This window comes from Phenylobacterium sp. FG114 (assembly GCF_057809855.1).
Genome location: NZ_JBMDKU010000003.1, coordinates 146076 through 169848, shown reverse-complemented (window position 1 = coordinate 169848; position 23773 = coordinate 146076). Strand labels below are relative to the sequence as shown.

At 69.2% G+C, this 23773-nt stretch carries 25 protein-coding genes; 15 read left to right on the top strand and 10 right to left on the bottom strand.

The window, feature by feature from the left end; genetic code table 11:
• Positions 1-2 precede the first annotated feature (2 nt).
• A complete protein-coding gene (locus tag ACODSY_RS06190; protein ID WP_488950791.1) occupies positions 3-881 on the bottom strand; it encodes an ABC transporter ATP-binding protein in 879 nt (292 codons plus the stop codon).
• Between the two features lie 195 nt (positions 882-1076).
• On the opposite strand from ACODSY_RS06190, the gene ACODSY_RS06185 reads away from it, so the two are divergent.
• On the top strand, positions 1077-1616 hold the full coding sequence (locus tag ACODSY_RS06185) for a hypothetical protein (protein WP_488950790.1): 540 nt from the start codon (positions 1077-1079) through the stop codon (positions 1614-1616).
• On the opposite strand, the gene ACODSY_RS06180 is transcribed toward ACODSY_RS06185, so the two are convergent.
• From ACODSY_RS06180 to map, 3 genes are read right to left on the bottom strand one after another with little or no spacing between them, the layout of a single operon-like run.
• The gene (locus tag ACODSY_RS06180) at positions 1613-1930 is read right to left on the bottom strand and encodes a hypothetical protein (protein WP_488950789.1); all 318 of its coding nucleotides are present in this window, start codon (positions 1928-1930) and stop codon (positions 1613-1615) included. The genes ACODSY_RS06185 and ACODSY_RS06180 overlap by 4 nt on opposite strands.
• 5 nt (positions 1931-1935) lie before the next feature.
• The gene (locus ACODSY_RS06175; protein ID WP_488950788.1) at positions 1936-3573 is read right to left on the bottom strand and encodes a hypothetical protein; all 1638 of its coding nucleotides are present in this window, start codon (positions 3571-3573) and stop codon (positions 1936-1938) included.
• 32 nt (positions 3574-3605) lie between these two features.
• Positions 3606-4424: a type I methionyl aminopeptidase gene (gene map, locus ACODSY_RS06170; RefSeq protein WP_488950787.1), complete on the bottom strand. Its 819-nt coding sequence runs from the start codon at positions 4422-4424 to the stop codon at positions 3606-3608.
• Between the two features lie 98 nt (positions 4425-4522).
• Here map and ACODSY_RS06165 point away from each other — a divergent pair, with 98 nt between their 5' ends.
• Complete coding sequence (locus tag ACODSY_RS06165) at positions 4523-5386, top strand: FkbM family methyltransferase (RefSeq protein ID WP_488950786.1); 864 nt, start codon at positions 4523-4525, stop codon at positions 5384-5386.
• Positions 5387-5411: 25 nt separating this feature from the next.
• Here ACODSY_RS06165 and sfsA read toward each other — a convergent pair whose 3' ends face one another.
• Positions 5412-6119 (bottom strand): DNA/RNA nuclease SfsA, encoded by a 708-nt coding sequence (gene sfsA, locus ACODSY_RS06160; RefSeq protein ID WP_488950785.1) that lies wholly within the window; start codon positions 6117-6119, stop codon positions 5412-5414.
• 54 nt (positions 6120-6173) lie between these two features.
• Here sfsA and ACODSY_RS06155 point away from each other — a divergent pair, with 54 nt between their 5' ends.
• The 7 genes from ACODSY_RS06155 (at position 6174) to ACODSY_RS06125 (ending at position 13930) form a co-directional block, all read left to right on the top strand.
• Complete coding sequence (locus ACODSY_RS06155) at positions 6174-6941, top strand: competence/damage-inducible protein A (RefSeq protein ID WP_488950784.1); 768 nt, start codon at positions 6174-6176, stop codon at positions 6939-6941.
• A gap of 48 nt (positions 6942-6989) precedes the next feature.
• Positions 6990-7256 (top strand): hypothetical protein, encoded by a 267-nt coding sequence (locus ACODSY_RS06150; RefSeq protein ID WP_488950783.1) that lies wholly within the window; start codon positions 6990-6992, stop codon positions 7254-7256.
• A 12-nt stretch (positions 7257-7268) separates the two neighbouring features.
• A complete protein-coding gene (locus ACODSY_RS06145) occupies positions 7269-7529 on the top strand; it encodes a hypothetical protein (RefSeq protein ID WP_488950782.1) in 261 nt (86 codons plus the stop codon).
• Positions 7530-7640: 111 nt separating this feature from the next.
• Positions 7641-8357: a nucleotide-binding protein gene (locus ACODSY_RS06140; RefSeq protein ID WP_488950781.1), complete on the top strand. Its 717-nt coding sequence runs from the start codon at positions 7641-7643 to the stop codon at positions 8355-8357.
• Between the two features lie 29 nt (positions 8358-8386).
• Positions 8387-9370 (top strand): beta propeller repeat protein, encoded by a 984-nt coding sequence (locus ACODSY_RS06135; RefSeq protein ID WP_488950780.1) that lies wholly within the window; start codon positions 8387-8389, stop codon positions 9368-9370.
• Between the two features lie 152 nt (positions 9371-9522).
• Complete coding sequence (locus ACODSY_RS06130; RefSeq protein WP_488950779.1) at positions 9523-10734, top strand: efflux RND transporter periplasmic adaptor subunit; 1212 nt, start codon at positions 9523-9525, stop codon at positions 10732-10734.
• A gap of 4 nt (positions 10735-10738) precedes the next feature.
• Positions 10739-13930, top strand: coding sequence for an efflux RND transporter permease subunit (locus tag ACODSY_RS06125; RefSeq protein WP_488950778.1), 3192 nt, complete (start codon positions 10739-10741; stop codon positions 13928-13930).
• Positions 13931-13933: 3 nt separating this feature from the next.
• Here the strand turns inward: ACODSY_RS06125 and ACODSY_RS06120 are convergent, their stop codons facing one another.
• Together ACODSY_RS06120 and ACODSY_RS06115 are read right to left on the bottom strand one after the other, a co-directional pair.
• Positions 13934-14866 (bottom strand): phytanoyl-CoA dioxygenase family protein, encoded by a 933-nt coding sequence (locus ACODSY_RS06120; protein WP_488950777.1) that lies wholly within the window; start codon positions 14864-14866, stop codon positions 13934-13936.
• The gene (locus ACODSY_RS06115) at positions 14863-15138 is read right to left on the bottom strand and encodes a hypothetical protein (protein ID WP_488950776.1); all 276 of its coding nucleotides are present in this window, start codon (positions 15136-15138) and stop codon (positions 14863-14865) included. Before ACODSY_RS06115 ends, ACODSY_RS06120 begins: the two co-directional genes overlap by 4 nt.
• 124 nt (positions 15139-15262) lie before the next feature.
• Between ACODSY_RS06115 and ACODSY_RS06110 the strand changes: the two genes are divergently transcribed.
• The 4 genes from ACODSY_RS06110 to ACODSY_RS06095 all read left to right on the top strand — a co-directional run bounded on the left by ACODSY_RS06110 (position 15263) and on the right by ACODSY_RS06095 (position 19878).
• Entirely contained in the window at positions 15263-16042 is a 780-nt protein-coding gene (locus ACODSY_RS06110) for an SDR family NAD(P)-dependent oxidoreductase (RefSeq protein WP_488950775.1), read from the top strand.
• Positions 16043-16053: 11 nt separating this feature from the next.
• Positions 16054-16848: an enoyl-CoA hydratase/isomerase family protein gene (locus tag ACODSY_RS06105; RefSeq protein WP_488950774.1), complete on the top strand. Its 795-nt coding sequence runs from the start codon at positions 16054-16056 to the stop codon at positions 16846-16848.
• A 90-nt stretch (positions 16849-16938) separates the two neighbouring features.
• A complete protein-coding gene (locus ACODSY_RS06100) occupies positions 16939-17376 on the top strand; it encodes a DUF2214 family protein (protein WP_488950773.1) in 438 nt (145 codons plus the stop codon).
• A gap of 99 nt (positions 17377-17475) precedes the next feature.
• Positions 17476-19878: a TonB-dependent receptor plug domain-containing protein gene (locus ACODSY_RS06095; RefSeq protein WP_488950772.1), complete on the top strand. Its 2403-nt coding sequence runs from the start codon at positions 17476-17478 to the stop codon at positions 19876-19878.
• On the opposite strand, the gene ACODSY_RS06090 is transcribed toward ACODSY_RS06095, so the two are convergent.
• Both ACODSY_RS06090 and purU read right to left on the bottom strand, forming a co-directional pair.
• The gene (locus tag ACODSY_RS06090) at positions 19875-20933 is read right to left on the bottom strand and encodes a glycosyltransferase (protein WP_488950771.1); all 1059 of its coding nucleotides are present in this window, start codon (positions 20931-20933) and stop codon (positions 19875-19877) included. The two genes, ACODSY_RS06095 and ACODSY_RS06090, sit on opposite strands and share 4 nt — an antisense overlap.
• A gap of 25 nt (positions 20934-20958) precedes the next feature.
• The gene (purU, locus tag ACODSY_RS06085; protein WP_488950770.1) at positions 20959-21801 is read right to left on the bottom strand and encodes a formyltetrahydrofolate deformylase; all 843 of its coding nucleotides are present in this window, start codon (positions 21799-21801) and stop codon (positions 20959-20961) included.
• A gap of 178 nt (positions 21802-21979) precedes the next feature.
• Between purU and ACODSY_RS06080 the strand changes: the two genes are divergently transcribed.
• Positions 21980-22345 (top strand): UrcA family protein, encoded by a 366-nt coding sequence (locus tag ACODSY_RS06080; RefSeq protein ID WP_488950769.1) that lies wholly within the window; start codon positions 21980-21982, stop codon positions 22343-22345.
• Positions 22346-22447: 102 nt separating this feature from the next.
• Entirely contained in the window at positions 22448-22990 is a 543-nt protein-coding gene (locus ACODSY_RS06075) for a hypothetical protein (RefSeq protein WP_488950768.1), read from the top strand.
• A 3-nt stretch (positions 22991-22993) separates the two neighbouring features.
• On the opposite strand, the gene ACODSY_RS06070 is transcribed toward ACODSY_RS06075, so the two are convergent.
• The gene (locus tag ACODSY_RS06070) at positions 22994-23647 is read right to left on the bottom strand and encodes a superoxide dismutase (RefSeq protein WP_488950767.1); all 654 of its coding nucleotides are present in this window, start codon (positions 23645-23647) and stop codon (positions 22994-22996) included.
• Positions 23648-23773 lie beyond the last annotated feature (126 nt).

Here is a 23773-nt window from a genome sequence, read left to right as displayed (position 1 = left end):
GGTCAGGCCGCGCGGCGCGAGGCGGCGAGGGTGGAGAAGTAGACGTCCTCCAGCCCACCCTGGACGGGCTCGAAGCCGTCGCCCGGAGCATGGTCGGCCAGGACGTGGATGACGGTGCGGCCGCCGGCCAGGCGCGTGGAGATCACCTGGTTGCGCTCGCGCTCGACGTCCAGCTCGGCGCGGTCGATGATCTTTTTCCACACCTTGCCCGACAACCCCTGGACCAGGTCGGCGGGAGCGCCCTCGCGTAGGATCCGGCCGCCGGCCAGGACGGCCATGCGCGGGCAAAGATCGGAGACGTCATCGACGATGTGGGTGGACAGGATCACCACCACGTTCTCGCCGATCTCGGCCAGCAGGTTCAGGAAGCGGTTGCGCTCCTCGGGGTCGAGGCCGGCGGTGGGCTCGTCGACGATGATCAGGCTGGGCCGGCCGATCAGCGCCTGGGCGATGCCGAAGCGCTGGCGCATGCCGCCGGAATAGCCGGCGACGGCCTTCTTGCGCACCTCCCACAGGTTTACCTGGGACAGCAGGGTCTCGACCGTGTCCTTACGCTCGCCCTTGGAGGCGATGCCCTTGAGCACGGCCATGTGGTCGAGAAGGTCGAGCGCCGAGACCCGCGGATAGACGCCGAAGTCCTGCGGCAGGTAGCCCAGCGTGCGCCGGAGCGCCTCGGGCTGGGCGATCACGTCGATGTCGCCGAATTGGATCTGACCCGACGTCGGCGTCTGCAGCGTGGCGATGGCGCGCATCAGCGTGGACTTGCCGGCGCCGTTGGGACCCAGCAGCCCGAACATGCCCTTGCCGATCTCAAGATCGACGCCGTCCAGCGCGCGCGTCCCGTTCGGATAGACGTGCGTCAAACCCTTGATGGAAAGCATGACCCTCTGACTTCCACCCCCGTCCCTGCGTGGGAAGCTGCCCCGCGACGCCGCGAGCGGCAAGTGAGGGATGTGTAACGAAGGCTTGCGGGCGGGTTACGTCGTCGAACGGGCGACGGTGGGTTGAGGCGGCGCCACTTCACGTTGCGAGCGGCGCGCGATCGTGGTGCTGTGGCGGGGAAGCAGGAGGCGGCGATGCCCGACACGCCTGGAGACCCGCCGCGTGGCGGCATGAGTCCCGCCGCCTGGGCCGCCGTCAGCGCGATCGCCGTCGCGACGATCGGCGCTGTGGTCACCCTGACGACCAACTGGTGGCAGCACGCGCCGGCCAAGGCCCAGGTTCCCGCCGCGCAGGCGCAGCCCGACGCGGAGGCGGCGCCCGCCAAGGCGGAGATGCCGACGCTGCCCGATCCCGCGCGGTGGGCCGGGTCGTGGGTCGGCTCGTTCCAGGACGGCGGCGAGCGCCGACGGATCGAGCTGACGATCACGGCGGGGTGTGGGGAGGGCAAGGCTTGCGGCACAATCCGCGTCCCGCACGTGCCCTGCGTCGGCGACATCACCCTAGCGGCGGTCCGACCCGAGGGCGCGGAGTTCAGCGTCGACAGGTTCGAGGCCGGCAGCGCCGCCGCCTGCTCCCCCGGGGCAGGCGAGGTCTTCCGCGAAACGCCCGAGGGCGCGCTGGCCTACACCGCCACCTATTCCGGCGCGAAGGGCGTGCTGACGCGGGTCGACTAGCCGAACAGCGACCCGTCGGCGACGCGGAAGTGGTCCACGTTCAGCGGGCGGTCGAGCAGGAAGCGATCGTCCTCCGGATAGTAGCGGGCGCGCCCGTAGTCCTCGCCCGCGAAGCCGCGGATCACTTCGAGGTCGCTCCACCAGGAGAGGGTGGTCACTTCGCTGGTGCCGTCTCCCAGGTCGCGGAACAGCATCTGCCAGCCGAGATTGCCGGGCGTCGACGTGTAGTCGTTGCCGCCGGTGCCGACGATGTAGTCGCGGTACTCCGCTTCATCGGCCGTGCGGATGCGGCCGGTCCATCTGCGCAGGATCATGCCGACTAGGTGAGGTCGAGCGGGACCTTCGCCAAGTCCCCGCGATACGCCCTCCTGGCCTCGGCGCGATACTCGCCCGCCTTGGCCTTGTCGGCCTGGGCCAGGATGCGCAGGGCCAGGGCGTCGTGCGGCCACTCGGCGAGGCTGGCGCGCGCGGCGGCGGCGGCCTCGGTCGGCTTGCCGGCCTTCAGGTAGGCGGCGGCCAGGCTGCGGCGCACCGGATACCACCAGGGCGGTGGGTCGAAGTTCTTCGGGACGGGGAAGGCCTTCTCCTGGGCCAGGGCGGCGCGTTCGAAGTGGCCCACCGCCTCACCCGGCTTGCGCGCGATCATCGCGGCGCGCCCCAGCAGCACGCCTTGGGAGATCTCGGCGATCTCCACCTCGCCCCCGAGATCCGCCGGCGTAGCGCCGTGGGCGCCGAGCGCGGCGATGGCGGCCGCCTCATGTCGAACGCCCGTGGCGTCCCGCTTCGCCGCCAGCGCTTCGCCGCGGGCGTAGTGGCGATAGATGGCGAGCATGCGCGGCTCGTCCTTGGCGGCGCCCACCGCCAGCGCGCGGTCGGGGTCGAAACGGGCGAGGGCCACGAGGCTGCGGGCGCGCGACAACACCTTGCTGCGCTCGGGCGCGGCCTTGGGGAAGGTGCGTTCGGCGTGGTCGGCGTACTTCACCGCCAGCGCGCCGTCGCCCGCCATCAGTGCGCCGCTCAGACCGAACAGGTAGTTGTGCAGGTAGTAGCGCTGGCTGAGCGCGCCCGTCTGCGCCATGCCGACCTGTGTCTCGGCGTCGACTTTCAGCGCGCGGGCGTTGTTGAGGGCGACGTCCTCGTAGTGGCCGACCCGCATCATAGTGTGGGTGCCCATGTGCACAAGGTGACCGGCGCCCGGTGACAGGTCGGCCAGGCGGTTCGCGTAGGGCAGGGCGAGGCCCGCCTTGCCCGCGAACTCGGTGGCGTGGATGTAGTAGTGGATGGCGGCGCTGTCGTTCGGATTGCGCGCCAGCACCATCTCGGCGATCTCGATCGAGCGGGCGACGCCGGTGTAGTCGTCCTGCCGCGCCGGAATGATCAGGGCGTGCGCGGCCAGGTTGGCGATCATGTCGTCCTTGGGGTCGGCGCGCACCATGGCGTCCAGGGCGTGGCCGAATGCCTGCTCCCGACCCTCCTTGGGCGTCTCGGGGCCGTAGCGGAGCTGCAGCGCCTCGGCCAGGCGCAGGGCGCGGGTATCGCCGGGCTTGGCCAGTTCGGCCGCCCGCTTGGCCAACTTCAGCGCCTCGGCCATCTCGAGAGGCGTGATGCCGGTGTTCAGGGTCGGACCAAGCGACAGCGCAACCCCGGAAGCGCAGAGGCTGCACGTCGGGTCGGCGGCCGCGGCGCGCGCGAAGGCGGCGCGCTGCTCGTCGTGGGCGAACGCGTGATAGAGGCGCAGACCATGGTTGAACCAGGCGGCGGCCTCGGCATTGCCATCGACGGCGAAGGTCGCGTCGCCGAAGCCGGTCAGCATGACCCCCGACGCCGCGCCGCCGCTGGGCGCAGCGGCCGTCTCCGCCCCACAGATGAACCCGATGCCGACGAGGCTCGCGTCCGTGCCGATCAGGGACGGGGTCGCGGTGAGCATGGCGGTGCTGAGGGCGAGGACGAGCTTCATGGCCGGAGCATCGCCCGGCTTGAGGGGGCCGTCTAGGCGCTGAGGATAGGCGGCTTGAACTGGCCGGTCGGCGAGCCGGTGAAGATTTCGAACCCATCCTCGGTGACGCCCACCGAGTGCTCGCACTGGGCCGACAGTGACTTGTCGCGCGTGACCGCCGTCCATCCGTCGGAGAGCAGCTTCACCGGATGCTTGCCCAGGTTCACCATCGGCTCGATCGTGAAGAACATGCCGGCCTTCAGCACCTCGCCCGTGCCCTTCTGGCCGAAGTGCAGGATGTTGGGCGCGTCGTGGAACACCTTACCCAGGCCGTGGCCGCAGAAATCGCGGACCACCGAGCAGCGCATGCTCTCGACGTACTGCTGGATGGCTGCGCCGATGTCGCCGGTGCGGGCGCCCGGCTTCACCTGGGCCAGGCCCTTTTCCAGGGCCTCGTAGGTCACGTCGACCAGCCGCTTCGCGCGCGGTGCGACCGCGCCGACTCCGTACATCCGCGAGGTATCGCCGTGCCAGCCGTCGACGATCACGGTGACGTCGATGTTGACGATGTCGCCCTCGCGCAGCACGCGCTCGCCGGGGATGCCATGGCAGACGATGTGGTTCGGGCTGATGCAGACGGTCTTGGTATAGCCGCGATAGCCGAGGCAGGCGGGCAAGGCGCCGTTGTCCAGGATGAACTCGCGGGCCAGGGTGTCGAGGTGGTCAGTGACCGCGCCCGGCACGACGTGCGGCGCCAGCATGTCGAGGCACTCGGCGGCCAAGCGGCCGGCCTTGCGCATGCCTTCGAAGCCCGCCGCGTCGTGCAGCTTGATCTGGCCGGTCCGGTATTCGCCGTCGAGGGTGTCTGTCATGGTCGCGGGTATATCATGCGCGTGCAGTTCGCGCACAAGGTGACCCGTCGCCGCCCCTCGCGTGGACAGGGCGTGGCGGCGCGGAGCATAACCGCCGCATGACCGTGCCCCGCCCCGCGCTCGCCGAGCTCCTGAACGTCGAAGGGGTGCTGGAGATCGCCGACATCGGCGCGGCGCTGATCAACGAGGACCCGCCCTACAAGCCGCTTCTGGACCTGAAGCTGGGCCGGTTGAGCGCCTTCGAGGCCGACGTCCGACAGCATGCGGCGCTTCGGCAGCGCTATGGCGACGACCTGCGCCTGTTCGGCGACATCGTTGGCGATGGCGGGCCGGGCACGCTGCACCTTGCCGCGCCGGCGTCCGGCATGACCTCGCTGCTGAAGCCCTCCGCACGGGGCCTCGGCTTCTTCAACGGCTTCGACCGTTTCGGCGAGATCCACGACATCCTGCCCGTGCAGACCACGCGGCTGGACGATGTGACCGGGCTGCCCGACCTGGACTTCGTCAAGATGGACATCCAGGGCGGCGAACTCGCGGCGCTGGAGAGCGGCCAGGCTCGCCTGGCGCGTTGCGCGGCGGTGCAGCTCGAGGTGTCGTTCGTGCCCCTGTACGAGGGGCAGCCCACCTTCGGCGACATCGACGTGTGGATGCGCAGCCGCGGGTTCCTGCCGCACGCCTTTACCGAACTCAAGCGCTGGTCGATCGCGCCCGTCCTGCGCAACAACGACATCCGCCAGCCCTTCCAGCAGCTCCTGGAAGCGGACGTGGTCTATGTCCGGGATCCGACGACGCCCGAGCGTTGGGATCCGGACCTGCTGCGCCGCCTCGTCCTGATCGTGCACTATACCTACGCCAGCTTCGATCTGGCGGGACGGCTGGTCCTGGAGCTGGAACGGGCGGGCCACGCCGAGGCGGGCGCCTTCAACCGCTACATACAGATCCTGCAGACCGGCGGCGCTTAGGGCGCTTGAACCCGATGGCGCGCCGTCAGGCGGCGCCGGTCCACGGCACCCGATCGGCGAGCGCGACGCGCTCGGGCGTGATCGCGCAGCGGTAGGCCAGCACCTCGACGCCTGCCGCCGCCGCCTCGGTCAGGCCCTTGGCGTACGCCGGATCCAGCTCGGCGCAGGCCGAGAAAGCGTCGCAGTCGGCGCGCTGGATCACGAATAGCATGACCGCCCGCTGGCCCGCGCGCACCATCGCCGTCAGTTCGCGCAGGTGTTTCAGCGATCGGGCCGCGACGCAGTCCGGGAACTCCGCCAGGGTTCCGCTGCGCCGGAGGTGGCAGTTCTTGACCTCCAGCCAGCAAGCCGGCCGGTCCGGGTGTTCCAGCAGGAAGTCGACGCGGCTGTTCTCGCCGTACCGCACCTCTCGCCGGTGCGTGGCGTAGCCGGCGACCTCCGGGATGGCGTCCGCGGCCAGGGCCTCGGCGGTGATGCGGTTGGGGTGCAGGGTGTTGATCCCGACCAGGCCGCCGTCGGCCTCCACCAGTTCCAAGGTGTGGGCCAGCTTCCGCTTCGGATCGTCCGACTTCGAGACCCAGGCGGGCAGGCCTGGCGTGTTCAGGCCCAGCATCGCCCCGGGATTTGGACAGTGGGCGGTGATCGGAGTCCCGTCCTCGAGCACCACATCCGCGAAGAAGCGCTTGTAGCGGCTGACGAGGGTTCCTCTGAAGAGCGGTTGCGGGAAGTCCATGGAAGGCTTTAGTCCGGTGAGCGGAACGGGCTGGTGTAGGCGAGGGGCGAGCGGATGGCGAGCGGACAGGACGAGCGGGTCACCGCCGCGGTGTTGATCATCGGCGACGAGATTCTTTCCGGGCGGACCCAGGACACTAACCTGCGGGACATCGCCCGATATCTCGGCGTCATCGGTGTGGATCTGGCCGAGGCGCGGACGGTGCCGGACGTGCTGGGTGAGATCGTCGACGCGCTCAACGCGCTGCGCGGACGGTACGACTATGTGATCACCACGGGCGGCATCGGGCCGACGCACGACGATATCACCGCCGATGCTGTCGCCGCCGCGTTCGAGGTCGAGCTGTACGAGCACCCCGAGATCATCGCCATGATGACCGCCCGCTGGGGCGGTGAGCTGAACGCGGCGCGGCGGCGCATGGCGCGGGTGCCGGTGGGCGGCGACCTGGTGAAGAATCCCGTCCAGGGGCCGCCCGGCTTCACGATCGGCAATGTGTTCACCCTGGCCGGCGTCCCGCAGATCATGCGGGGCATGCTGGAGGACGTGGGGCCCCGGATGCGGGGCGGGCGGCCGACCGTTTCGCGCACGGTGCGCGTCGAGGGCTCGGGTGAGGGCGTGATCGCCGCGCCCCTGGAGGCGGTGGCGAGGGCCCACACGGACATGTCCCTGGGCAGCTATCCGTTCTTCAGCGCCGAGGGCTACGGCTCGAACCTGGTGATCCGCGGCCGCGATCCCGAGCAGCTTGCGGCGGTGGTGGCCGAACTGATCGAGGCGTTGCGACAAGCGGGCATCGACAACGTCCGCGAGGTGGAGGTAGCGTAACAACGATAAGTCACTCAGTTTCCGCCCTCGGTAAGGAGCGCGACCGACATGATCTCCGCCGTCTTCGCCCTGGCTGTCCTGGCCGCCGCCGCCGATCCCGCCACGCCCGCGCCGGCCGGCGCGACGGCCGCGGCGCCGGCCAAGTCGACGGCCGCCAAGGCCGACAAGACCGGGCTGGTCTGCAAGAAGGAAGCCGTGCTCGGCAGCCGGATGAAGCAGCGCACCTGCATGCCGCAGGCCGACTGGGACCGCCTGAAGAACGACGCCCGCGACGAAGTCGAGAAGAACCAGAGCACGAAGCCGCTGACCTTCTAGCGAAGGAAGGAGATGGTGGTCCTGGCATTCGTCGCGATCCTGGCCGCGGCGCCGGCGGCCGAGCCCACCACCGTGGCGCCCGCCGTCGCCACCGCGCCGGCGAAGTCCAAGGCGAAGCCCGAGCCGGGCGACACCGTCTGCAAGCGTGAGCCCGTCCTGGGCAGCCGCATGAAGCAGCGTCTCTGCATGACCCAGGCGGATTGGGATGCGCGTCGCATCAGCGCACGGGAAGAGTTGGACAAGGCCCAGACGAACATGCCTGCGCCCAAGTAGCAGGCTCCATCCACAGGACCGGCCTTCCGCCTGTGGATAACTTGTGCATTAGATGAGCGCCTGAGAGGGCGCGTGCGACGTCTCGAGCGCCCGCCGTGTGCGAGGACGACCGTGAAGACGCTTGCCGTGATGTCCCGCAAGGGCGGGGCGGGGAAGACGACGGTCGCGGTCAACCTGACGCTGGCGGCCCGGGCGATGGGCATACGTGCGGTGCTCGCCGACGCCGATCCGATGCGCAGCGCCTGCGAGGTGTTGAAGGGCCGCGAAGAGGCGCCGGGGCTGCTGTTCGAGACCAGCGCCTCGAAGCTGTTCGCCCTGACGCACGCCTGCCAACGCTCGGGCGTCGAGCTTCTGATCATCGACACGCCGGCCGCGCCGGAGGCCGACGTGGCCGAGGCGGTGAAGGTCGCCGACCTGTGTGTGGCGGTCGCCCGGCCGACCTATCTCGACCTCGCCGCGGCGGTGCTGTCGGTGGCGGTGATCCACCGGCTGGGACGCGAGGGGTTGATCGTGCTCAACCAGTGCGCCCCGGCGCGCGCCGGGCTGGAACCGCCGTCGGTGGTGAAGGCGTTCGAGGCGCTGCGCTTCGCCAAACTGCCGGTCGCCCCCTCGGCGCTGCGGGCGCGGATGGTCTATCAGACCGCCTTCGGCCAAGGGCGCTCCGTCATGGAGACCGAGCCCGACGGCGCGGCGGCGCGTGAGGTGCGGGCGTTGTTCGGCCAGGTCTGGCGGCGGCTGTGTGGGGAGCCCCTGGTTGCTCCGGCGAGCGCCAACGACGGGCGCTGGTCGGTGGCCCGACCCCCTGGTCTGCCTCTCTCCGTCAGCTAGGATCGCCGGCCCCACAGGAAGCCGGCGCCATGAATCGACGACATCTCCTCACCTCCGGGCCGGCGGCCTTGCTGGTCGCGACCCGGGCGTCAGACGCCGCGGCCGCGAGCGGCGGGGGCCTCTACGTGGCGGTCGGCTATGGGGGGCGGCGGATGAGTTCCCGCGACGGCGTCACCTGGGAGAACGTCGAGCAGTGGGCCGATGCGGGCGGCGACGACAGCAACAACCTGATGAGCGTGGCCTTCGGCAAGGGCCGCTTCGTGGCGGTGGGCGGCGGCGGCTGGACGCGCGAGACCCAGGCCGGCCACGTCCTGGTCTCGTCGGATGGGGTCACGTGGAAGGAGGTGGCCAAGGCCTCCAACCGGATCAATCCGGTGGTGTTCGGCGAAGGACGCTTCGTGGCCGGGACCTCCGACAAGGCCCTGGTGCTATCGGACGACGGCGTCGCGTGGCGCCGGGGCGCCAAGATCGACTATCCGGGGGGCGCGTTCTGGTTCCGGTCGGGCGCCGCGGGAAACGGACGTTTCGTGTTCACCGGCAATTCGACCCCCAGCCAGAAGGAATGCTGGTGCGCGAGCTCGCGTGACGGGGAGTCCATCGAGCACTTCAGCACCGACTTCCCGCTCCTGCGAGCGGTGGCCTTCGGCGCGGGCCGCTTTGTCCTGACCGGCCGGGACGGGCTGCGCATGAGCAGCGTCGACGGCAAGACCTGGGAGCATCAGGCCAGTGAGCCGGGGGAGGACCTGCGCACGATCGTCTGGACGGGGAGGGAATTCTGCACGGCCGGTGGGAATTTCGTGTTCACCTCGCCCGACGGGGTCGCCTGGACGAAGCGCGCGCACCGGAGCCCGCCGCTGCTGATGTGGGGCGACGAGCGGATCATGATCGGCACCACCTGGCCGGGCCGTATGTACAGCTCGACCGACGGCGGGATCCGCTGGACCCCCAGCCCCGCCTTGCCTCCGAACGGAATCAATCAGGTCGTTTACGGGGCGCCGTTGGGCAATCTCTGAACGCGACCCTGTGGCCGCCGGATCACATCGCGGCGCGCGTCATACGAAGGTCTGGACAGATTGCCGCAGCGTAACCAGCTAAGGTGCGAGCGCCGCTGATGGGGCGGCCCGGCGTGGGGTAGCGCGCCGCGATCTGCGACAAGGAGTTGGGCATGTCGGGAGCGGTCCGTTGGGCCGTGGGGGCCCTCGTTTTCCCCCTACTGGTGTCGTGCGGAGCCAGGACGGCCGATGGGCCGCCGCCTCCGGCGCCGGTGACGGTGTCGGCGCCGCTGTCGCGCCAGATCATCGACTGGGACGAGTTCGTGGGGCGCTTCGAGGCGATCCAGTCGGTCGAGGTGCGGCCGCGCGTATCGGGCTACGTCCAGTCCATCGGGTTCCGGGACGGCGACATCGTCAAACAGGGCCAGCTGCTGTTCGTCATCGACCCGCGCCCCTATCAGGCCGCGCTGGCGCAGGCGCGCGCGGACCAGGCCAGCGCCGAGGCCCAGGCGGCCAACGCCAAGGTGGAGCTGGAGCGCGCCAAGGCGCTGCTGGACAAGGGCTTCGTCTCCAAGTCGACCTATGATGCTCGCCTGGCCACCCAGCGGTCGGCCGACGCGGCGGTCACCGCCGCCAAGGCCCAGGTGCAGGCCCGGCAGCTCGACGTCGGGTTCACACGGATCACCTCGCCGATCTCGGGGCGCGTATCCGACCATCGCGTCGACGTGGGCAATCTGGTCGCGGCCAGCGGGTCGGAGGCGACCCTGTTGACCACGGTGGTGTCCTTGGATCCGATCCATTTCGCCTTCACGGGCTCGGAAGCGGTGTACCTCAAGTATCAGCGGGCCAACGAGGCCGGCACGCGGACCAGCTCGCGCTATGCCTCCAACCCCGTCGACATCCAGCTGCAGGACGAGACCGGCTACAACTGGCACGGCCGCATGGACTTCGTGGACAATGCGCTCGACATCGGCTCGGGCACGATCCGCGGGCGAGCGGTAGTGCGGAACCCCAACCTGCTGCTGACGCCCGGCATGTATGGCCGGATGCGCCTGCTGGGTTCGGGCGCCTACACCGCGCTGCTGGTGCCGGACGCCTCGGTGCTGGCGGACCAGTCGGACAAGGTGGTCCTGGTCGCGACAAAGGATGACACGGTACAGCCGCGCAAGGTGGTGCTGGGTCCCATCGTCGACGGCCTGCGGGTGGTGCGCAGCGGCCTCACGGCCAGCGACCGGGTCATCATCGAGGGCCAGGCGCGCGTGCGGCCCGGCATGAAGGTCGCGCCGAAGGCCGGTCGGATCGTCAGCGCCGCTCCGACCGCGCCGCAGCCCAGCGTGTTGCAGCAGCCCGCGGCGCAGGCGACGCCCGCGGCCAAGGCGCAGTAGTCCGATGCGGTTCTCGCGCTTCTTCATCGACCGCCCGGTCTTCGCGGCGGTCATCTCGGTGATCATCATCCTGGTCGGCGCCTTCGCCTATCCAGCGCTGCCGATCGCGCAGTATCCGGAGATCGCGCCGCCCACGATCACGGTCACGGCGACCTATCCGGGCGCCTCGGCCGAGGTGCTTGCCGACACGGTGGCGACGCCGCTGGAGCAGGAGATCAACGGCGTCGAGGACATGCTCTACATGACCTCGTCGTCCACCTCGGACGGCATGTTGACGATCACCCTGACGTTCAAGCTGGGCACCGATCTCAACAACGCCCAGGTTCTGGTGCAGAACCGCGTCGCCTCGGCCGAGCCGCGGCTGCCTGAGGACGTGCGGCGGCTGGGCGTGGTGACGCGCAAGGCGTCGCCCGACCTCCTGATGGTGATCCACCTCTATTCGCCGGACGGGTCGCGCAGCCCCGACTACATCTCGAACTATGCCCTGCTGCAGGTGCGCGACCGGCTGGCGCGGCTGGAGGGCGTGGGCGACGCTAGGATCTTCGGCGCGCGCGACTACGCCATGCGGATCTGGATCGATCCCGACAAGGCCGCCGCCCACAGCCTGACCGCCGGCGAGATCGTCTCGACGCTGCGGGCCCAGAACGTACAGGTCGCCGCCGGCGCCGTCGGCCAGGCGCCGTTCAGCGCCGCGGGCTCTGCCTTCGAGCTTAACGTGAACACGCAAGGGCGCCTGACCGACCCCAGCCAGTTCGCCAACATCATGCTGAAGAACGACGCCGCCGGGCACGTGGTGCGCCTGAGCGACGTGGCGCGGGTGGAACTGGGCGCCCAGGACTATCGGGTCAACGCCTACCTCGACCGCGGCCAGAAGGCCGTCGCCATCGGCATCAGCCAGCGGCCCGGCTCGAACGCGCTGGCCACCGCCGACAGCGTGTTGAAGACGATGGAGAGCCTCGGCCCGAACTTCCCGCCGGGCCTGAAGTACACCGTCATCTACAACCCGACGGAATATGTCGCCGAGTCGATCAAGGAGGTCCGCAAGACCCTGTTCGAAGCGGTGATCCTTGTGGTCCTCGTGGTCATCGTCTTCCTGCAAACCTGGCGGGCGGCGATCATCCCGGTGGTGGCGATCCCGGTCTCGCTGGTCGGCGCGTTCGCGGTGATGGCGGGCTTCGGCGCCTCGCTGAACAACCTGTCGCTGTTCGGCCTGGTGCTGGCCATCGGCATCGTGGTCGACGACGCCATCGTGGTTGTCGAGAACGTCGAGCGGAACCTGGCCGCCGGAATGTCGCCCAAGGAGGCGGCCTATCGGACCATGGACGAGGTGGGCGGCGCCCTGATCGCCATCGCCCTGGTGCTGGTGGCGGTGTTCGTGCCGACGGCGTTCATCACCGGCATCTCAGGCCAGTTCTACAAGCAGTTCGCGCTCACCATCGCCAGCGCTACGGTGATCTCTTGCCTGGTGTCGCTGACCCTGTCGCCGGCCATGGCCGCCCTGGTGCTGCGCCGTCACCCCGAGCATCCCGAACCGGCCAGGGGCTGGCGCCGGCCGTTCCAGCTTTTCGGACAGAAGTTCAACGAGGTCTTCGCCGTCCTCAGCGACCGCTATGGGCGACTGACCGCCGTCACGGTGCGTCGCGGCGTCATCATGCTGGCGGTCTATGCGGTGCTGCTGCTGCTCACCGTCTGGCGCTTCTCGGCGACCCCGACCGGCTTCATCCCGGCCCAGGACCAGGGCTACTTCATCGCGGTGGTGCAGTTGCCGCCCGGTTCGTCCCTGGCGCGCACCGACGCCATCGTCCAGCAGGTGGTCAAGACCGCCATGGACACCAAGGGCGTGGAGCACGCCGCGGCCTTCGTGGGCCTGGACGGCACCACCTTCACCAACGCCCCCAACGCCGGGACCATCTTCCTCCCGCTCACCGCCTTTCACGAGCGGGGCAAGGCGGGGATCAAGGCGCAGGCGGTCTTGGACGAGCTGCGCCAGAAGCTGGGGCAGATCGCCGGCGCCAACGTGCTGGTGATCCAGCCGCCGCCCGTGAGCGGCATCGGCACCGGCGGCGGCTGGAAGCTGATGATCGAGGACCGCCAGGGCAAGGGCTATCGCGCCCTGGAGCAGGCCACCGTCGACCTGATGATGCAAGGCAACCAGCAGAAGGAGCTCACGTCGGTCTTCACGCTGTTCAACACCTCGACGCCGCGCCTGTGGGCCGAGATCGACCGTGACAAGGCGCAGATGGCGGGGGTTCCGCCAGAGCGGGTGTTCGAGACCTTGAGCGTCTATCTGGGCTCGGCCTTCGTGAACGACTTCAACTACCTGGGCCGCACATATCGTGTGACCGCCCAGGCGGATGCGCCGTATCGCGACGAGGCCTCGGACATCGCCCGGCTGCAGACGCGCTCGCTCTCCGGGGCCATGGTTCCGTTGGGGGCCGTGGCGACGGTGCGCGACGATAGCGGGCCGTACCGGGTCGTGCGCTACAACCTCTATCCGGCGGCGGAACTGCAGGGCGACACCAACCCGGCCTATTCGTCGGGCCAGGCGCTGGATCGCGTCGAGGCGTTGGCCAAGGCGCGGCTGCCCGAGGGCTTCGGCTACGAGTGGACCGAGCTGGCCTACCAGCAGAAGACGGCCGGCAACACCGGGGCGATCGCCTTCGGCCTCGCGGTGGTGTTCGTCTTCCTCTTGCTGGCGGCGCAGTACGAGAGCGTGACCCTGCCGCTGGCCATCATCCTGATCGTGCCGATGTGCCTGCTGGCGGCGATCCTGGGCGTGAACCTGCGCGGCTTCGACAACAACATCCTGACCCAGATCGGGCTGGTGGTGCTGATCGGGCTGGCGGCCAAGAACGCCATCCTGATCGTCGAGTTCGCCAAGCAGGCTGAGGAGCGGGGCCTGAGCCGCTGGGACGCCGCCGTCGAGGCGGCCCACACCCGGCTGCGGCCGATCCTGATGACCTCGTTCGCCTTCATCCTGGGCGTGCTGCCGCTGGTGATCGCCAGCGGGCCAGGCGCCGAGATGCGCCAGGCGCTGGGGACGGCGGTGTTCTTCGGGATGATCGGGGTGACGGCCTTCGGCCTGTTGTTCACCCCCGCCTTCTACGTGATGTGCCGCTTCATCTCGGACCGCCTCTGGAAGCCACAGGAGTGCGACGCGCTGAAGGCGCCGGCCGGCGAGCGCCCGGCCGAATAGCGGTCAGGCGTCGGCCAGGTTCTCCAGCCGGGTCAGCCAGTAGTCCGCGTCGTAGCTCGGGTCGCCCGTCAGGTAGCGCCAGAGCTTGACGCGGTTCAGCAGTTCGAGCCGGCCGGTGTCGTCCTCGAACCAGGGCTCAGGCGTCATCAGGATCTGCTCGACGCTGCGCGGCTGTGGGCCCTTCAGGTAGAAGATCGGCCGCTGGCCCGCCGGGCTCTCCAGCGTCGAGACGTCGAACATCCGCACCTGCGAGCGACTGGGGTTCATGCGGATCTTGAACATGGTCCGCGTGCGGTCCGACAGGTTCACGCCGCCGCCGTGCCAGATGCCCGAGTGCAGGAACAGCAACGTGCCCGCTTCGCACACCATGTGCTGCTGGCCCCGGATGTTCTGATAGCGGCCGAGCGCCGCCTCGCTGACCTTGCGCAGATGGGTGCCGGGGATGAAGCGCGTGCCGCCCATCTCCCGGGTCACGGCGTGCGGGTAGTACATGATCTGCACGTCGAACGCCTGGCGGGGGTCGATCGTCGAGTCCTGGTGGGTATGCTGGCTGACGTTTTCCCCGCCGCCGGCCTCGTGGTAGGCGGGCGGGAAGGTCACGTGCAGGAAGTGGTGGTCGAAGGTCGGGTCCTCGCCCACCAGGCTGCGGATCGCGCCGGCGACGACAGGCAGCTCCAGCATCCGCGCCAGGGCCGAGCCCTGCGGATAGGTCCGCGCCAGGGGCGTCCCAGCGCCCACCTCGGGCACGCCCGCCTTGGCCAGCAACTCGCCATAGGCCGCGCGCAGTTTGCGGCCCGGCTGGGGTTCGGCGATGTCGCCCACCTCGGCCAGGAACTGGGCGTTGATCTCCTCCGGGACCACGGCGTCCATCCGCAGGAATCCGCGGGCGGCGAACCGCGCCATGTCGTGGGCGTCGAGCAGGGGAAGGTCGCTCATGGGGTCACCTCCACCAGCTGTTCGAACCAGAACTCGTACTTCAGGTAACTGACGTCGAACTCGCCGCCGCGCTGGTGCGGCAGGAGTTGGGAGGCCTGGAACAGGCGCCAGCCGTCCTTCAGCGCGTCCAGCCCGGTGCGGTAAGGCGGGTCCTCGGCGTCGCCGGCCATATGCCGTGTCTGGCCCGTGCCGTCGTAGCGGCTCCAGCCGACGACGCTGGAATCCAGCGCCGAATTGCTCGTGTAGAGCACCAGCACCTTTTGCCGTCGCATCCCGCCCCCTGTTTTCTTTGGATCGTGGCACGAAGGGGGAGGGCGCGGAAAGAGGCCTGACCGCCTTGACCGACGCAGGGGCGCCCTAGAGAAGTCACGCGCAAATAAGCGGAGGACTTCGAGGATGGCGTTCAATCCCTTCGACCTGAGCGGCAAGGTCGCGCTGGTGACCGGCGGCAATGGCGGCATCGGCCTTGGCATGGCCGAGGGGCTCGCGCAGGCCGGCGCCAAGGTCGCCATCTGGGGACAGAATCCGGAGAAGAACGCCAAGGCCGAGGCGGCCCTGAAGGCCCACGGCGGCGAGGTGCTGGTCCAGGCGGTAGACGTCGCCGACGAGGCCGCAGTGGTCGCCGGGGTGGCCGACGTGCTGAAGGCCTTCGGCCGGCTCGACTTCGTGGCCGCCAACGCCGGCATCGGCGGCGGCGCGCCGTTTGAGGAGATGACCACCGAGAAGTGGCGCCGGGTCACCACGGTGAACCTGGACGCCGTGTTCTGGACCTTCCGCGAGGCCGCCAAGCACATGCTGGAACGGGCGCGCGCCGGCGATCCCGGCGGCTCGCTGGTAGTGACCTCTTCGACCTCAGCGATTCACGGCGCGCCGCGCAACGAGGCCTATGCCTCCACCAAGGGCGGGGTGCTCTCGATGGTCCGTGGCCTAGCGGTGGAGTATGCGCGCTACGGCATTCGGGCCAATTCGATCCTGCCGGGGTGGATCGCCACCGACATGACCTCGGGCCTGCAGTCGAACGACAAGTTCAACGAGAAGGCCATCGGCCGGGTGCCCATGCGGCGCTGGGGCGAGGGCGAGGATTTCGCGGGCATCGCGGTGTACCTGGCCTCGGACGCCTCGCGCTTCCACACAGGCGACAGCTTCGTCATCGACGGCGGCTACACGATCTTCTGAGGACCGAGCCCATGGCCGACCGCTACGCGCAGTACCAGCGACTGAAGTTCGAGCGGCCGGCCGACGGCGTGCTCCGGATCGTGATGAGCAATCCGGGCAAGCTCAACGCCACCGACCAGCAGATGCACTGGGAGCTGGCCGAGATCTGGCGGACCATCGACGACGATCCGGACGTGCGCTGCGCCATCCTGACGGGGGAAGGGAACGCTTTCTCCGCGGGGGGCGACTTCGAGATGATCCAGAAGATCGTCGACGACTTCGAGATGCGCGTGCGCATTCTCAAAGAGGCCCGAGACATCGTCTACAACGTGATCAACTGTTCCAAGCCGGTCGTCAGCGCCATGCGTGGGCCGGCGGTAGGGGCGGGGCTGGTCTGCGGCCTGCTGGCCGACGTCTCGATCGTGACGCCCGACGCGAAGATCATCGACGGGCACACGCGCCTGGGCGTTGCGGCCGGCGACCATGCGGCCATCGTCTGGCCGCTGCTGTGCGGCATGGCGAAGGCCAAGTACTACCTGCTCACCTGCGACCCGCTGAACGGCGCCGAGGCCGAGCGCATCGGGCTGGTCTCGCTGTGCGTGCCCGATGAGGAGTTGGACGCCAGGGCGCTGGCCGTGGCGACCAAGCTGGCGTCGGGCGCACAGCAGGCGATCCGCTGGACCAAGCTGTCGCTGAACAATTGGCTGCGCAGCGCCGGCCCGGCCTTCGACGCCTCGGCGGCGCTGGAGATGCTGGGCTTTACCGGCCCCGAGGCGGCCGAGGGCCTGGCCTCCCACCGCGAGAAGCGGAAACCGAAGTTCGTCTAGACGGGGGCGTCGATGCGGCCTCACATCGACGCCAGGACTTGACGTTTTTATTTACGATGTAAATATCAACGACGGTTCCGGAGTTCACCCATGCTCGACCTCGTCCTGGCCATCCTGCACCACCTGTTCGTCTTCGCCCTGTTCGGGATCCTGTTCGCCGAGCTGATGCTGGTGCGGCCGGGGATCGACGTCGCGACCGTCCGGCGGATCGGGGCCGTCGATATTGCCTATGGCGTGCTGGCGGGCCTGATCATCGTGGTGGGCTTCGCCCGCGCGGGCATGGCGGCGAAGGGCTGGGCCTATTATTCGCACAACGGCTTCTTCTGGGCGAAGGTAGGGGTGTTCCTGCTGATCGGCCTGCTGTCGGCGCCGCCGACGATCGCCTTCCTCCGCTGGAAGAAGGCCGGGACCGCGCCCACCGACGACCAGGTGCGCGGCGTGCGCCGCTTCATCCACTACGAGGCGGCGCTGTTCGCGCTGCTGCCCATCTTCGCCGCAGCCATGGCGCGCGGCTACGGACAGTTCTAGCGGGACGCGCCGGCCGTCCTAGAAATTTAACGGCGCCGTCAGAAACACGTCACGCAAACCCGCCACAGCCACGCCTCAAGCACAAAGAGGGGTTGTTCCATGCGGATGGGTTTGAAGGCGCAGCTTTGCGCCACGGCGGCGTTCGGCCTGATGACGGCCATGGCCGGGACGGCCTGGGGCGCCGAGGCGGCCGGCGAAGGGACGATCGACGAGGTCGTGGTGACCGGCACCCGCGACGTGGGACGCACGGCGTTCACGACCCTGGTCCCTGTGGACGTGCTCACCGCCGACGCGATCCAGTCCTCGGCCACCAGCCAGCTCGGCGAGAACCTGGCGCAGCAGCTGCCCTCGTTCATCGTCCAAAAGCTCCCCACCTCGGACGGCCTGCAGTTCGTGCGCCCGGCCACGCTGCGCAACCTGTCGCCCGACCAGACCCTGGTGCTGGTGAACGGCAAGCGCTTCCACCGGTCGGCCTTCCTGGGCTCGCGCGGGGCACAAGGCCCTGATCTGGCTCAGATTCCCAGCTTCTCGGTGGGGCGCATGGAGGTGCTCCGCGACGGCGCCTCGGCCCAGTACGGCTCGGACGCCATCGCCGGCGTGATCAACATCCTGCTGGACGACAAGGCGGGCTACGCCGCCTTCGGCCAGGCCGGCCAGTTCTACGAGGGCGACGGCACGACCTATCGGATCGGCGCCAAAGCCGGCTGGGCGATCGGTGACGGCGGCCACCTGAACGCGACTTTCGAATGGTCCGACGCCGACTTCACGTCGCGCAGCCGCCAGCGGCCCGACGCCATCGCCTTCGCCGCGGCCAACCCCGGCGTCACGATCGCGGATCCGGTCCAGCGCTGGGGCAACCCCGACCTCAAGACCTATTCCGGCGCCGTGAACGCCGCGATCCCCCTTGGCGACGTGGCGGAGGCCTACGCCTTCGGCACCTACACGAAGGCGGACGGGATCAACGACATCAACTGGCGCAACCCGGCGGCCAACCCGGCGATCTTCAACATGGTCTCGGCGTTCCCCGGCTTCGACCTGAAGAAGATCTATCCGGGCGGCTTCACGCCCCGGGAGGGCATCCGCGGCCGCGACGTCCAGGGTGTGGCGGGCGTTCGTCAGACCAAGGGCGAGCGGTTCACCTGGGACCTGAGCGCCTCGTACGGCAAGAACGCCAGCCGCTTCTTCCTGAACAACTCCATCAACGCCTCGCTGGGCCCGCAGAGCCCGTTCGACTTCGACCTCGGCCGCCTGGTGCAGGAAGAGGTCAACGTGAACGCCGATGGCGTCTATCGCCTGCCGATCGAGGTCTTGGCGGAACCGCTGAACATCGCCTTCGGCGCCGAGCACCGCACCGAAACCTACCGCATCGAGACCGGCGACCCGGCCTCGTACGCCGTGGGCCCGGGCGCGAACTTCGGCCTCGCGCCGAACTCGAACGGCTTCCCAGGCTTCAGCCCGCAGCAGGCCGGCGAGTGGGACCAGAAGAGCTACGCCGGCTACGTGGACGTGGAAGCCCAGGTCACCGACCGCCTGAGCCTGGGCGGCGCGGTCCGCTACGAGGACTTCTCGGAGTTCGGCAGCACGACGAACTACAAGGTCGCCGGCCGGTTCGAGGTCACCACCGGCCTGGCCTTCCGCGCCTCGTACTCGACGGGCTTCCGGGCGCCGACCCCGGGTCAGCTCAACTCGACCAGCACGTCGCAGGGCCTGGACACCGTGACCCTGCAGCTCTTCCAGACGGGCCGCCTGTCGCCGACCAATCCCGTGGCGGTGTTCCTGGGCTCCAAGCCGCTGGAGCCGGAGGAATCCAAGACGCTGACCGGCGGCGTGATCTGGAAGACCGACGTGGGCCTCTCCGGCTCGATCGACGCCTACCAGATCGACATGGACAAGCGCTTCTCGACCTCGCCCACGATCACGGTGACCCCGGCGATCCGGGCGCAGCTGGTCGCGCTTGGCGTGCCCGGCGCCACGGCTTTCACCTCGATCAGCTGGTTCACCAACGACTTCGACACCCGCACCCGCGGCGTCGACGTGGTGGTCACCTACGCCCGCGATGTCGGCCCAGGCCAGATGACCCTGACGGGCGCGTACAACTACAACAAGACCGAGGTCACCTCGGGCGCGCTCAGCCGCAGCGCCACACAGCAACTGCTCTTCGAGACGTCGCGTCCCAACAACAACCTGACGGCCTCGGCGACCTATCGCTGGGGCGCGTTCGAGCTGCTCGGCCGCGCGCGCTACTACGGCAAGTGGACCGACAGCACGGGCAATGCGACGGGCGACATCTTCCAGGACTTCGGCGCCATCACCTTCTTCGACCTGTCGGCGACCTGGCGGGCGACCGACAAGGTGTCGGTGCGCGTCGGCGCTGAGAACGTCTTCGACAAGTACCCGGATGAGGCGGTGTTCCAGGCCAGCCGCGGCCTCGTCTACTCGCGGAACTCGCCCTACGACACCAACGGCGGCCAGTACTATGCCCGCGTGGACGTGCGCTTTTAGGCCTCGCCGCGCAGCCGGGCGGCGAGGGCCTTGTACCTCGCCGCCGCCTCGGGCTGCCGAAGGGTCTCATAGAAGACGGCCAGGTTGTGCGCCGCCATGTAGCCCCCCCGTCCGGTCACCGTGCCGTCGAGGTGCGGCTGCTCGCCGATCTCGAGGCATCGCTTCCAGGCGGACTCGGCGATGGGCAAGAGCTCGGTCAAGGCCCGCTCGGGCTCGTGCGTCGCGCACTCCAGGTACAGGTCGCCGAGCACGAACCAGAAGTCGGGCGAGTCCTGCCAGTTTGCGACCTCTGCGTCGGCGAGCGTCATGGCCTCGCCCAACCGCCCCGCGGTCTTGAAGGCGGTCAGCGCACGGATGACGAGGGCGTGGCGGTAAGGGACGTCGACGGGGGCCAGTCGCAGCGCCTCGGCGAAGCAGAGGGCCGCCTGCGGGGGCCGGCCGCGCACCTGATGCTCCTTGGCGAGCTGGAACCACAGGTAGGGATCCTCCGGTGCGTCCTGCAGCTCCAGCATGAGCAGGGCCTCGTTGCGATCGCCCTTGCGCGCCAGGTTCTCGGCGGTGAATCCATCGTGGATGAGACGCAGGGCCAGCGGCACGCCGCGTCCGACGCCGACCGGTTGCTCGTGGATCCGACCGGCATATCTCACGCCGCGCGGCAGCACGCGGGGAATCCATGTGAGGGCGGAGCCTTCGCCGCCGGGCTGATCCAGGATGTTGTCCCGTCGAACGATGCCCATGAAGTCTCCGCCGCCGGGCGGCAGAACGGAGGGCGCCAGGGATTCCGCGCCGTCCTCGATCCATTCGTCGGCGTCGAGCACCAGGTTCCAGTCGGCGTCGGAGAGGTCCAGCGAGGCGTTCCGCGCCGCGGCGAAATCGTCGATCCAGGTGAAATGATGCACCTCCGCGCCTTCGGCGGCGGCGGCGGCCTGCGTCCCGTCGACCGAGCCGGTGTCCAGGACGATCATCCGGTCGACGTGCGGGCGGGCGCTGCGCAGCGCGCGGACGACGGATTGCGCCTCGTCGCGCACGATCATCACCAGGGCCAGGCGGGTCATGGGCGCGAGCGTAGCCTGAGCGGGGTCAGTCGGTGAACACCACGGTCTTGCGACCGTTCAACAGCACGCGGTCCTCGATGTGCCATCGGACCGCCCGGGCCAGCACGCGGCGCTCGATGTCGCGGCCCTTGCGGATGAGGTTGGCGGGGGTGTCGCGGTGGCTGATGCGCTCGACGTCCTGCTCGATGATCGGACCTTCGTCGAGGTCGGCGGTGACGTAGTGGGCGGTGGCGCCGATCACCTTCACACCCCGGGCGTGGGCCTGATGGTACGGTCGGGCGCCCTTGAATCCCGGCAGGAACGAGTGGTGGATGTTGATGCATCGGCCCGCCAGCTTCGCCGACAGGTCGTCGGACAGCACCTGCATGTAGCGAGCGAGGACCACGAGCTCGGTCCCGGTCTCCTGGATCAGCTTCCAGAGCTGGGCTTCCTGCTGGGACTTGGTCTCCGCCGTGATCGGCAGGTGGCGGAAGGCGATGCCCTGCAGGTCTGTGTGCGGATAGGTGGACGCCGGATGGTTCGAGACCACCGCGGTGATGTCCATCGGCAGCTCGCCCTGGCGCCAGCGCCAGATCAGATCGGCGAGGCAGTGGTCCTGCTGGGAGGCTAGGATCATCACGCGCCGGCGCTCTTTCCGGGCCCGCAGCGCCCAGGTCATGGCGTATTCGCCGGCCAGGGGTTCGAACGCTGCGCGCCAGCTGTCGGCCCCCGCCTCGCCCGGATCGAACACCACCCGCATGAAGAAGCGGCCGGTCTCCTGGTCGTCGTACTGCTGGGCGTCGAGGATGTTGGCGCCGCGCTCGAACAGCAGGGCCGACACGCGGGCCACGATGCCGGGGCGGTCGTCGCAGGAGAGGGTGAGGATCATCGCGGCTGAGCCTCTGCACGCACGCCTCCGCGACGGTCAAGGCGCGCCGTGGCCGGGCGATCAGAAAATCATGCCGCCGAAATCAGGAAACCATCACCTGCCCGGCCGCGCGGAGCGCTCCGGGCGATGGCCTGATCGCCTCGTCGCCACCCCCCCCGGCGGCAACCCGGAGCAAGCCATGAAAGCCCTGATCCTCTGCGGCGCGCTGATCGTCCTGGCCGTCCCGGCCGTCCCCTCGGCCGCGCCGATCACCACCGATGACATGTGGCCCGTCGCGAGCCTCTATCAGACATACAAGACCACCGTGTCCTTCGCCGACCTCGACCTCGGCCGTACCTCGGGCGCCGATGCCGCGCTGGCGCGGATCAGGCTGGCGGCCCACAGGGTGTGCGGGGCGCGGCCAAGCCCCAGGGAGCTCGTGCCGATGATGCAGCATCGCTCCTGCGTCGTCCTGGCCACCGACAATGCGGTCGCCGACCTGGCCGCGCCATTGGTCACGGCGCGCTATGTGCGGCGCGACGTCGCCCGGCTGGCGTCGCGATAGCGTGACAGCGGCCGGCCGCCATTCGTGTAGGCAGGCGGTCGGCCGCGTTGCCAGGGGATGGAAACCGGCGAACAATGGCGTCGCTTGCCGAAGGAGGCCCGCATGCGCCCCGTCACCGCCCTCGCCATCGGATCCATTCTCGCCCCGGGCCTTGCCACGCCTACGTACGCTGTCGCCCAGGGCCGGGGTCCCATCGACACCTGCACCCGCGAAATCAGCTACGAGGTGCAGGATCGCTATCCCCAGGCGCGGGGAGTTCGGATCACCTCGTCGAAGGTCAGCGACGGTCGAGGCGAGGCGCGGGTCACTGGCAAAGGCGAGTTCGACGACCGCAACGGCGGCGAGTCGCGATTCAACTACGGCTGCACCTACGACTACCGCTCGGGCCGAACCTCCGACCTCGACGTCAGCGACCTGTCGCCCAAGAGCAAGGACAACACCGCCGCGATCGCCGGCCTGGTCCTCGGCGCCATCGTGGTCGGCGCACTTGTCGCCGCCTCGAAGGACAAGGACAAGGACGACGACTGGAATCGGGACGAGGTATGGAGCCCGGCCGACGGTGTGCGCTGCCTGGCCCGCGAACGGGCCTGCTACAAGAACGGCCGGTACTCCGAGAAATGGACCTCGCGGATCTTCTACCGCTAGCGGTCAGGCGCCGGCGGTCGCGCCTGCGGGCGCCGGGTAGCGGAACCCGTCCCCCTGGCCGTTGGCGGCAGCCAGTTGGGCGGCCGCGAAGTCCCAGTTGGCGACGTTGTCGAACCAACGCTCCAGGAAGGCCTTCCGGTCGTTCTTGTAGTCCAGATAGTAGGCGTGCTCCCAGAGGTCGCAGACCAGCAGGGGGAAGACGCCTTCGCGGACCAGGGTGTCGTCCGCGTCGTGCGTCGAGATCACCTTCAGGCCGCCCGAACCGGTGACGATCCACACCCAGCCCGACGCGAAGTGGTTCACGCCCTCGTCTACGAACGCCGCCTTGAGCGCATCGAGGCTGTCGAACGCTTCATTCACGGACCGCAGCAGGTCGCCGGCCGGCGCCGCGCCGCCCGGCGGGCGCATGCACTCCCAGAAGAACGCGTGGTTCCAGGCTTGGGCGGCGTTGTTGAACAGCTTCTTGTCGCCCGACTTCTGCGCCTCCCGGACCACGTCCTCCAGCGGCCGGCCGGCCAGCCCGGCCTTGGCGGCGAGGTCGTTCGTCTTGTCGACGTAGGTCTTGTGATGCTTGTCGTGGTGCGTGCGCAGCGTGTCGGCGGACACGAACGGGCTGAGCGAATCGTAGCCGTAGGGAAGGTCGGGAAGAACGTACATCGAAGAACCTCGCGTCATAGGAGAGATGCGGCTGTCCCTCGCTCAACCGCCAGGGGCAGAAGGCGTTCCAGAACGCGGCTCGTTCGATTTTGCATTGCGCAAACGACCGGTAACGGTGTGATATGG

What these genes read in the sequence shown, in the direction of transcription:
- ACODSY_RS06155 (WP_488950784.1), top strand. Translation starts at nt 6,174, where the DNA reads ATGGCGAGCGGACAGGACGAGCGGGTCACCGCCGCGGTGTTGATCATC.
- ACODSY_RS06095 (WP_488950772.1), top strand. Translation starts at nt 17,476, where the DNA reads ATGCGGATGGGTTTGAAGGCGCAGCTTTGCGCCACGGCGGCGTTCGGC.
- ACODSY_RS06110 (WP_488950775.1), top strand. Translation starts at nt 15,263, where the DNA reads ATGGCGTTCAATCCCTTCGACCTGAGCGGCAAGGTCGCGCTGGTGACC.
- ACODSY_RS06070 (WP_488950767.1), bottom strand. Translation starts at nt 23,647, where the DNA reads ATGTACGTTCTTCCCGACCTTCCCTACGGCTACGATTCGCTCAGCCCG.
- sfsA (WP_488950785.1), bottom strand. Translation starts at nt 6,119, where the DNA reads ATGGACTTCCCGCAACCGCTCTTCAGAGGAACCCTCGTCAGCCGCTAC.
- ACODSY_RS06150 (WP_488950783.1), top strand. Translation starts at nt 6,990, where the DNA reads ATGATCTCCGCCGTCTTCGCCCTGGCTGTCCTGGCCGCCGCCGCCGAT.
- ACODSY_RS06090 (WP_488950771.1), bottom strand. Translation starts at nt 20,933, where the DNA reads ATGACCCGCCTGGCCCTGGTGATGATCGTGCGCGACGAGGCGCAATCC.
- ACODSY_RS06185 (WP_488950790.1), top strand. Translation starts at nt 1,077, where the DNA reads ATGCCCGACACGCCTGGAGACCCGCCGCGTGGCGGCATGAGTCCCGCC.
- ACODSY_RS06105 (WP_488950774.1), top strand. Translation starts at nt 16,054, where the DNA reads ATGGCCGACCGCTACGCGCAGTACCAGCGACTGAAGTTCGAGCGGCCG.
- ACODSY_RS06180 (WP_488950789.1), bottom strand. Translation starts at nt 1,930, where the DNA reads ATGATCCTGCGCAGATGGACCGGCCGCATCCGCACGGCCGATGAAGCG.
- ACODSY_RS06125 (WP_488950778.1), top strand. Translation starts at nt 10,739, where the DNA reads ATGCGGTTCTCGCGCTTCTTCATCGACCGCCCGGTCTTCGCGGCGGTC.
- ACODSY_RS06130 (WP_488950779.1), top strand. Translation starts at nt 9,523, where the DNA reads ATGTCGGGAGCGGTCCGTTGGGCCGTGGGGGCCCTCGTTTTCCCCCTA.
- ACODSY_RS06165 (WP_488950786.1), top strand. Translation starts at nt 4,523, where the DNA reads ATGACCGTGCCCCGCCCCGCGCTCGCCGAGCTCCTGAACGTCGAAGGG.
- ACODSY_RS06190 (WP_488950791.1), bottom strand. Translation starts at nt 881, where the DNA reads ATGCTTTCCATCAAGGGTTTGACGCACGTCTATCCGAACGGGACGCGC.
- ACODSY_RS06075 (WP_488950768.1), top strand. Translation starts at nt 22,448, where the DNA reads ATGCGCCCCGTCACCGCCCTCGCCATCGGATCCATTCTCGCCCCGGGC.
- ACODSY_RS06115 (WP_488950776.1), bottom strand. Translation starts at nt 15,138, where the DNA reads ATGCGACGGCAAAAGGTGCTGGTGCTCTACACGAGCAATTCGGCGCTG.
- ACODSY_RS06100 (WP_488950773.1), top strand. Translation starts at nt 16,939, where the DNA reads ATGCTCGACCTCGTCCTGGCCATCCTGCACCACCTGTTCGTCTTCGCC.
- map (WP_488950787.1), bottom strand. Translation starts at nt 4,424, where the DNA reads ATGACAGACACCCTCGACGGCGAATACCGGACCGGCCAGATCAAGCTG.
- ACODSY_RS06135 (WP_488950780.1), top strand. Translation starts at nt 8,387, where the DNA reads ATGAATCGACGACATCTCCTCACCTCCGGGCCGGCGGCCTTGCTGGTC.
- ACODSY_RS06080 (WP_488950769.1), top strand. Translation starts at nt 21,980, where the DNA reads ATGAAAGCCCTGATCCTCTGCGGCGCGCTGATCGTCCTGGCCGTCCCG.
- ACODSY_RS06145 (WP_488950782.1), top strand. Translation starts at nt 7,269, where the DNA reads ATGGTGGTCCTGGCATTCGTCGCGATCCTGGCCGCGGCGCCGGCGGCC.
- purU (WP_488950770.1), bottom strand. Translation starts at nt 21,801, where the DNA reads ATGATCCTCACCCTCTCCTGCGACGACCGCCCCGGCATCGTGGCCCGC.
- ACODSY_RS06175 (WP_488950788.1), bottom strand. Translation starts at nt 3,573, where the DNA reads ATGAAGCTCGTCCTCGCCCTCAGCACCGCCATGCTCACCGCGACCCCG.
- ACODSY_RS06120 (WP_488950777.1), bottom strand. Translation starts at nt 14,866, where the DNA reads ATGAGCGACCTTCCCCTGCTCGACGCCCACGACATGGCGCGGTTCGCC.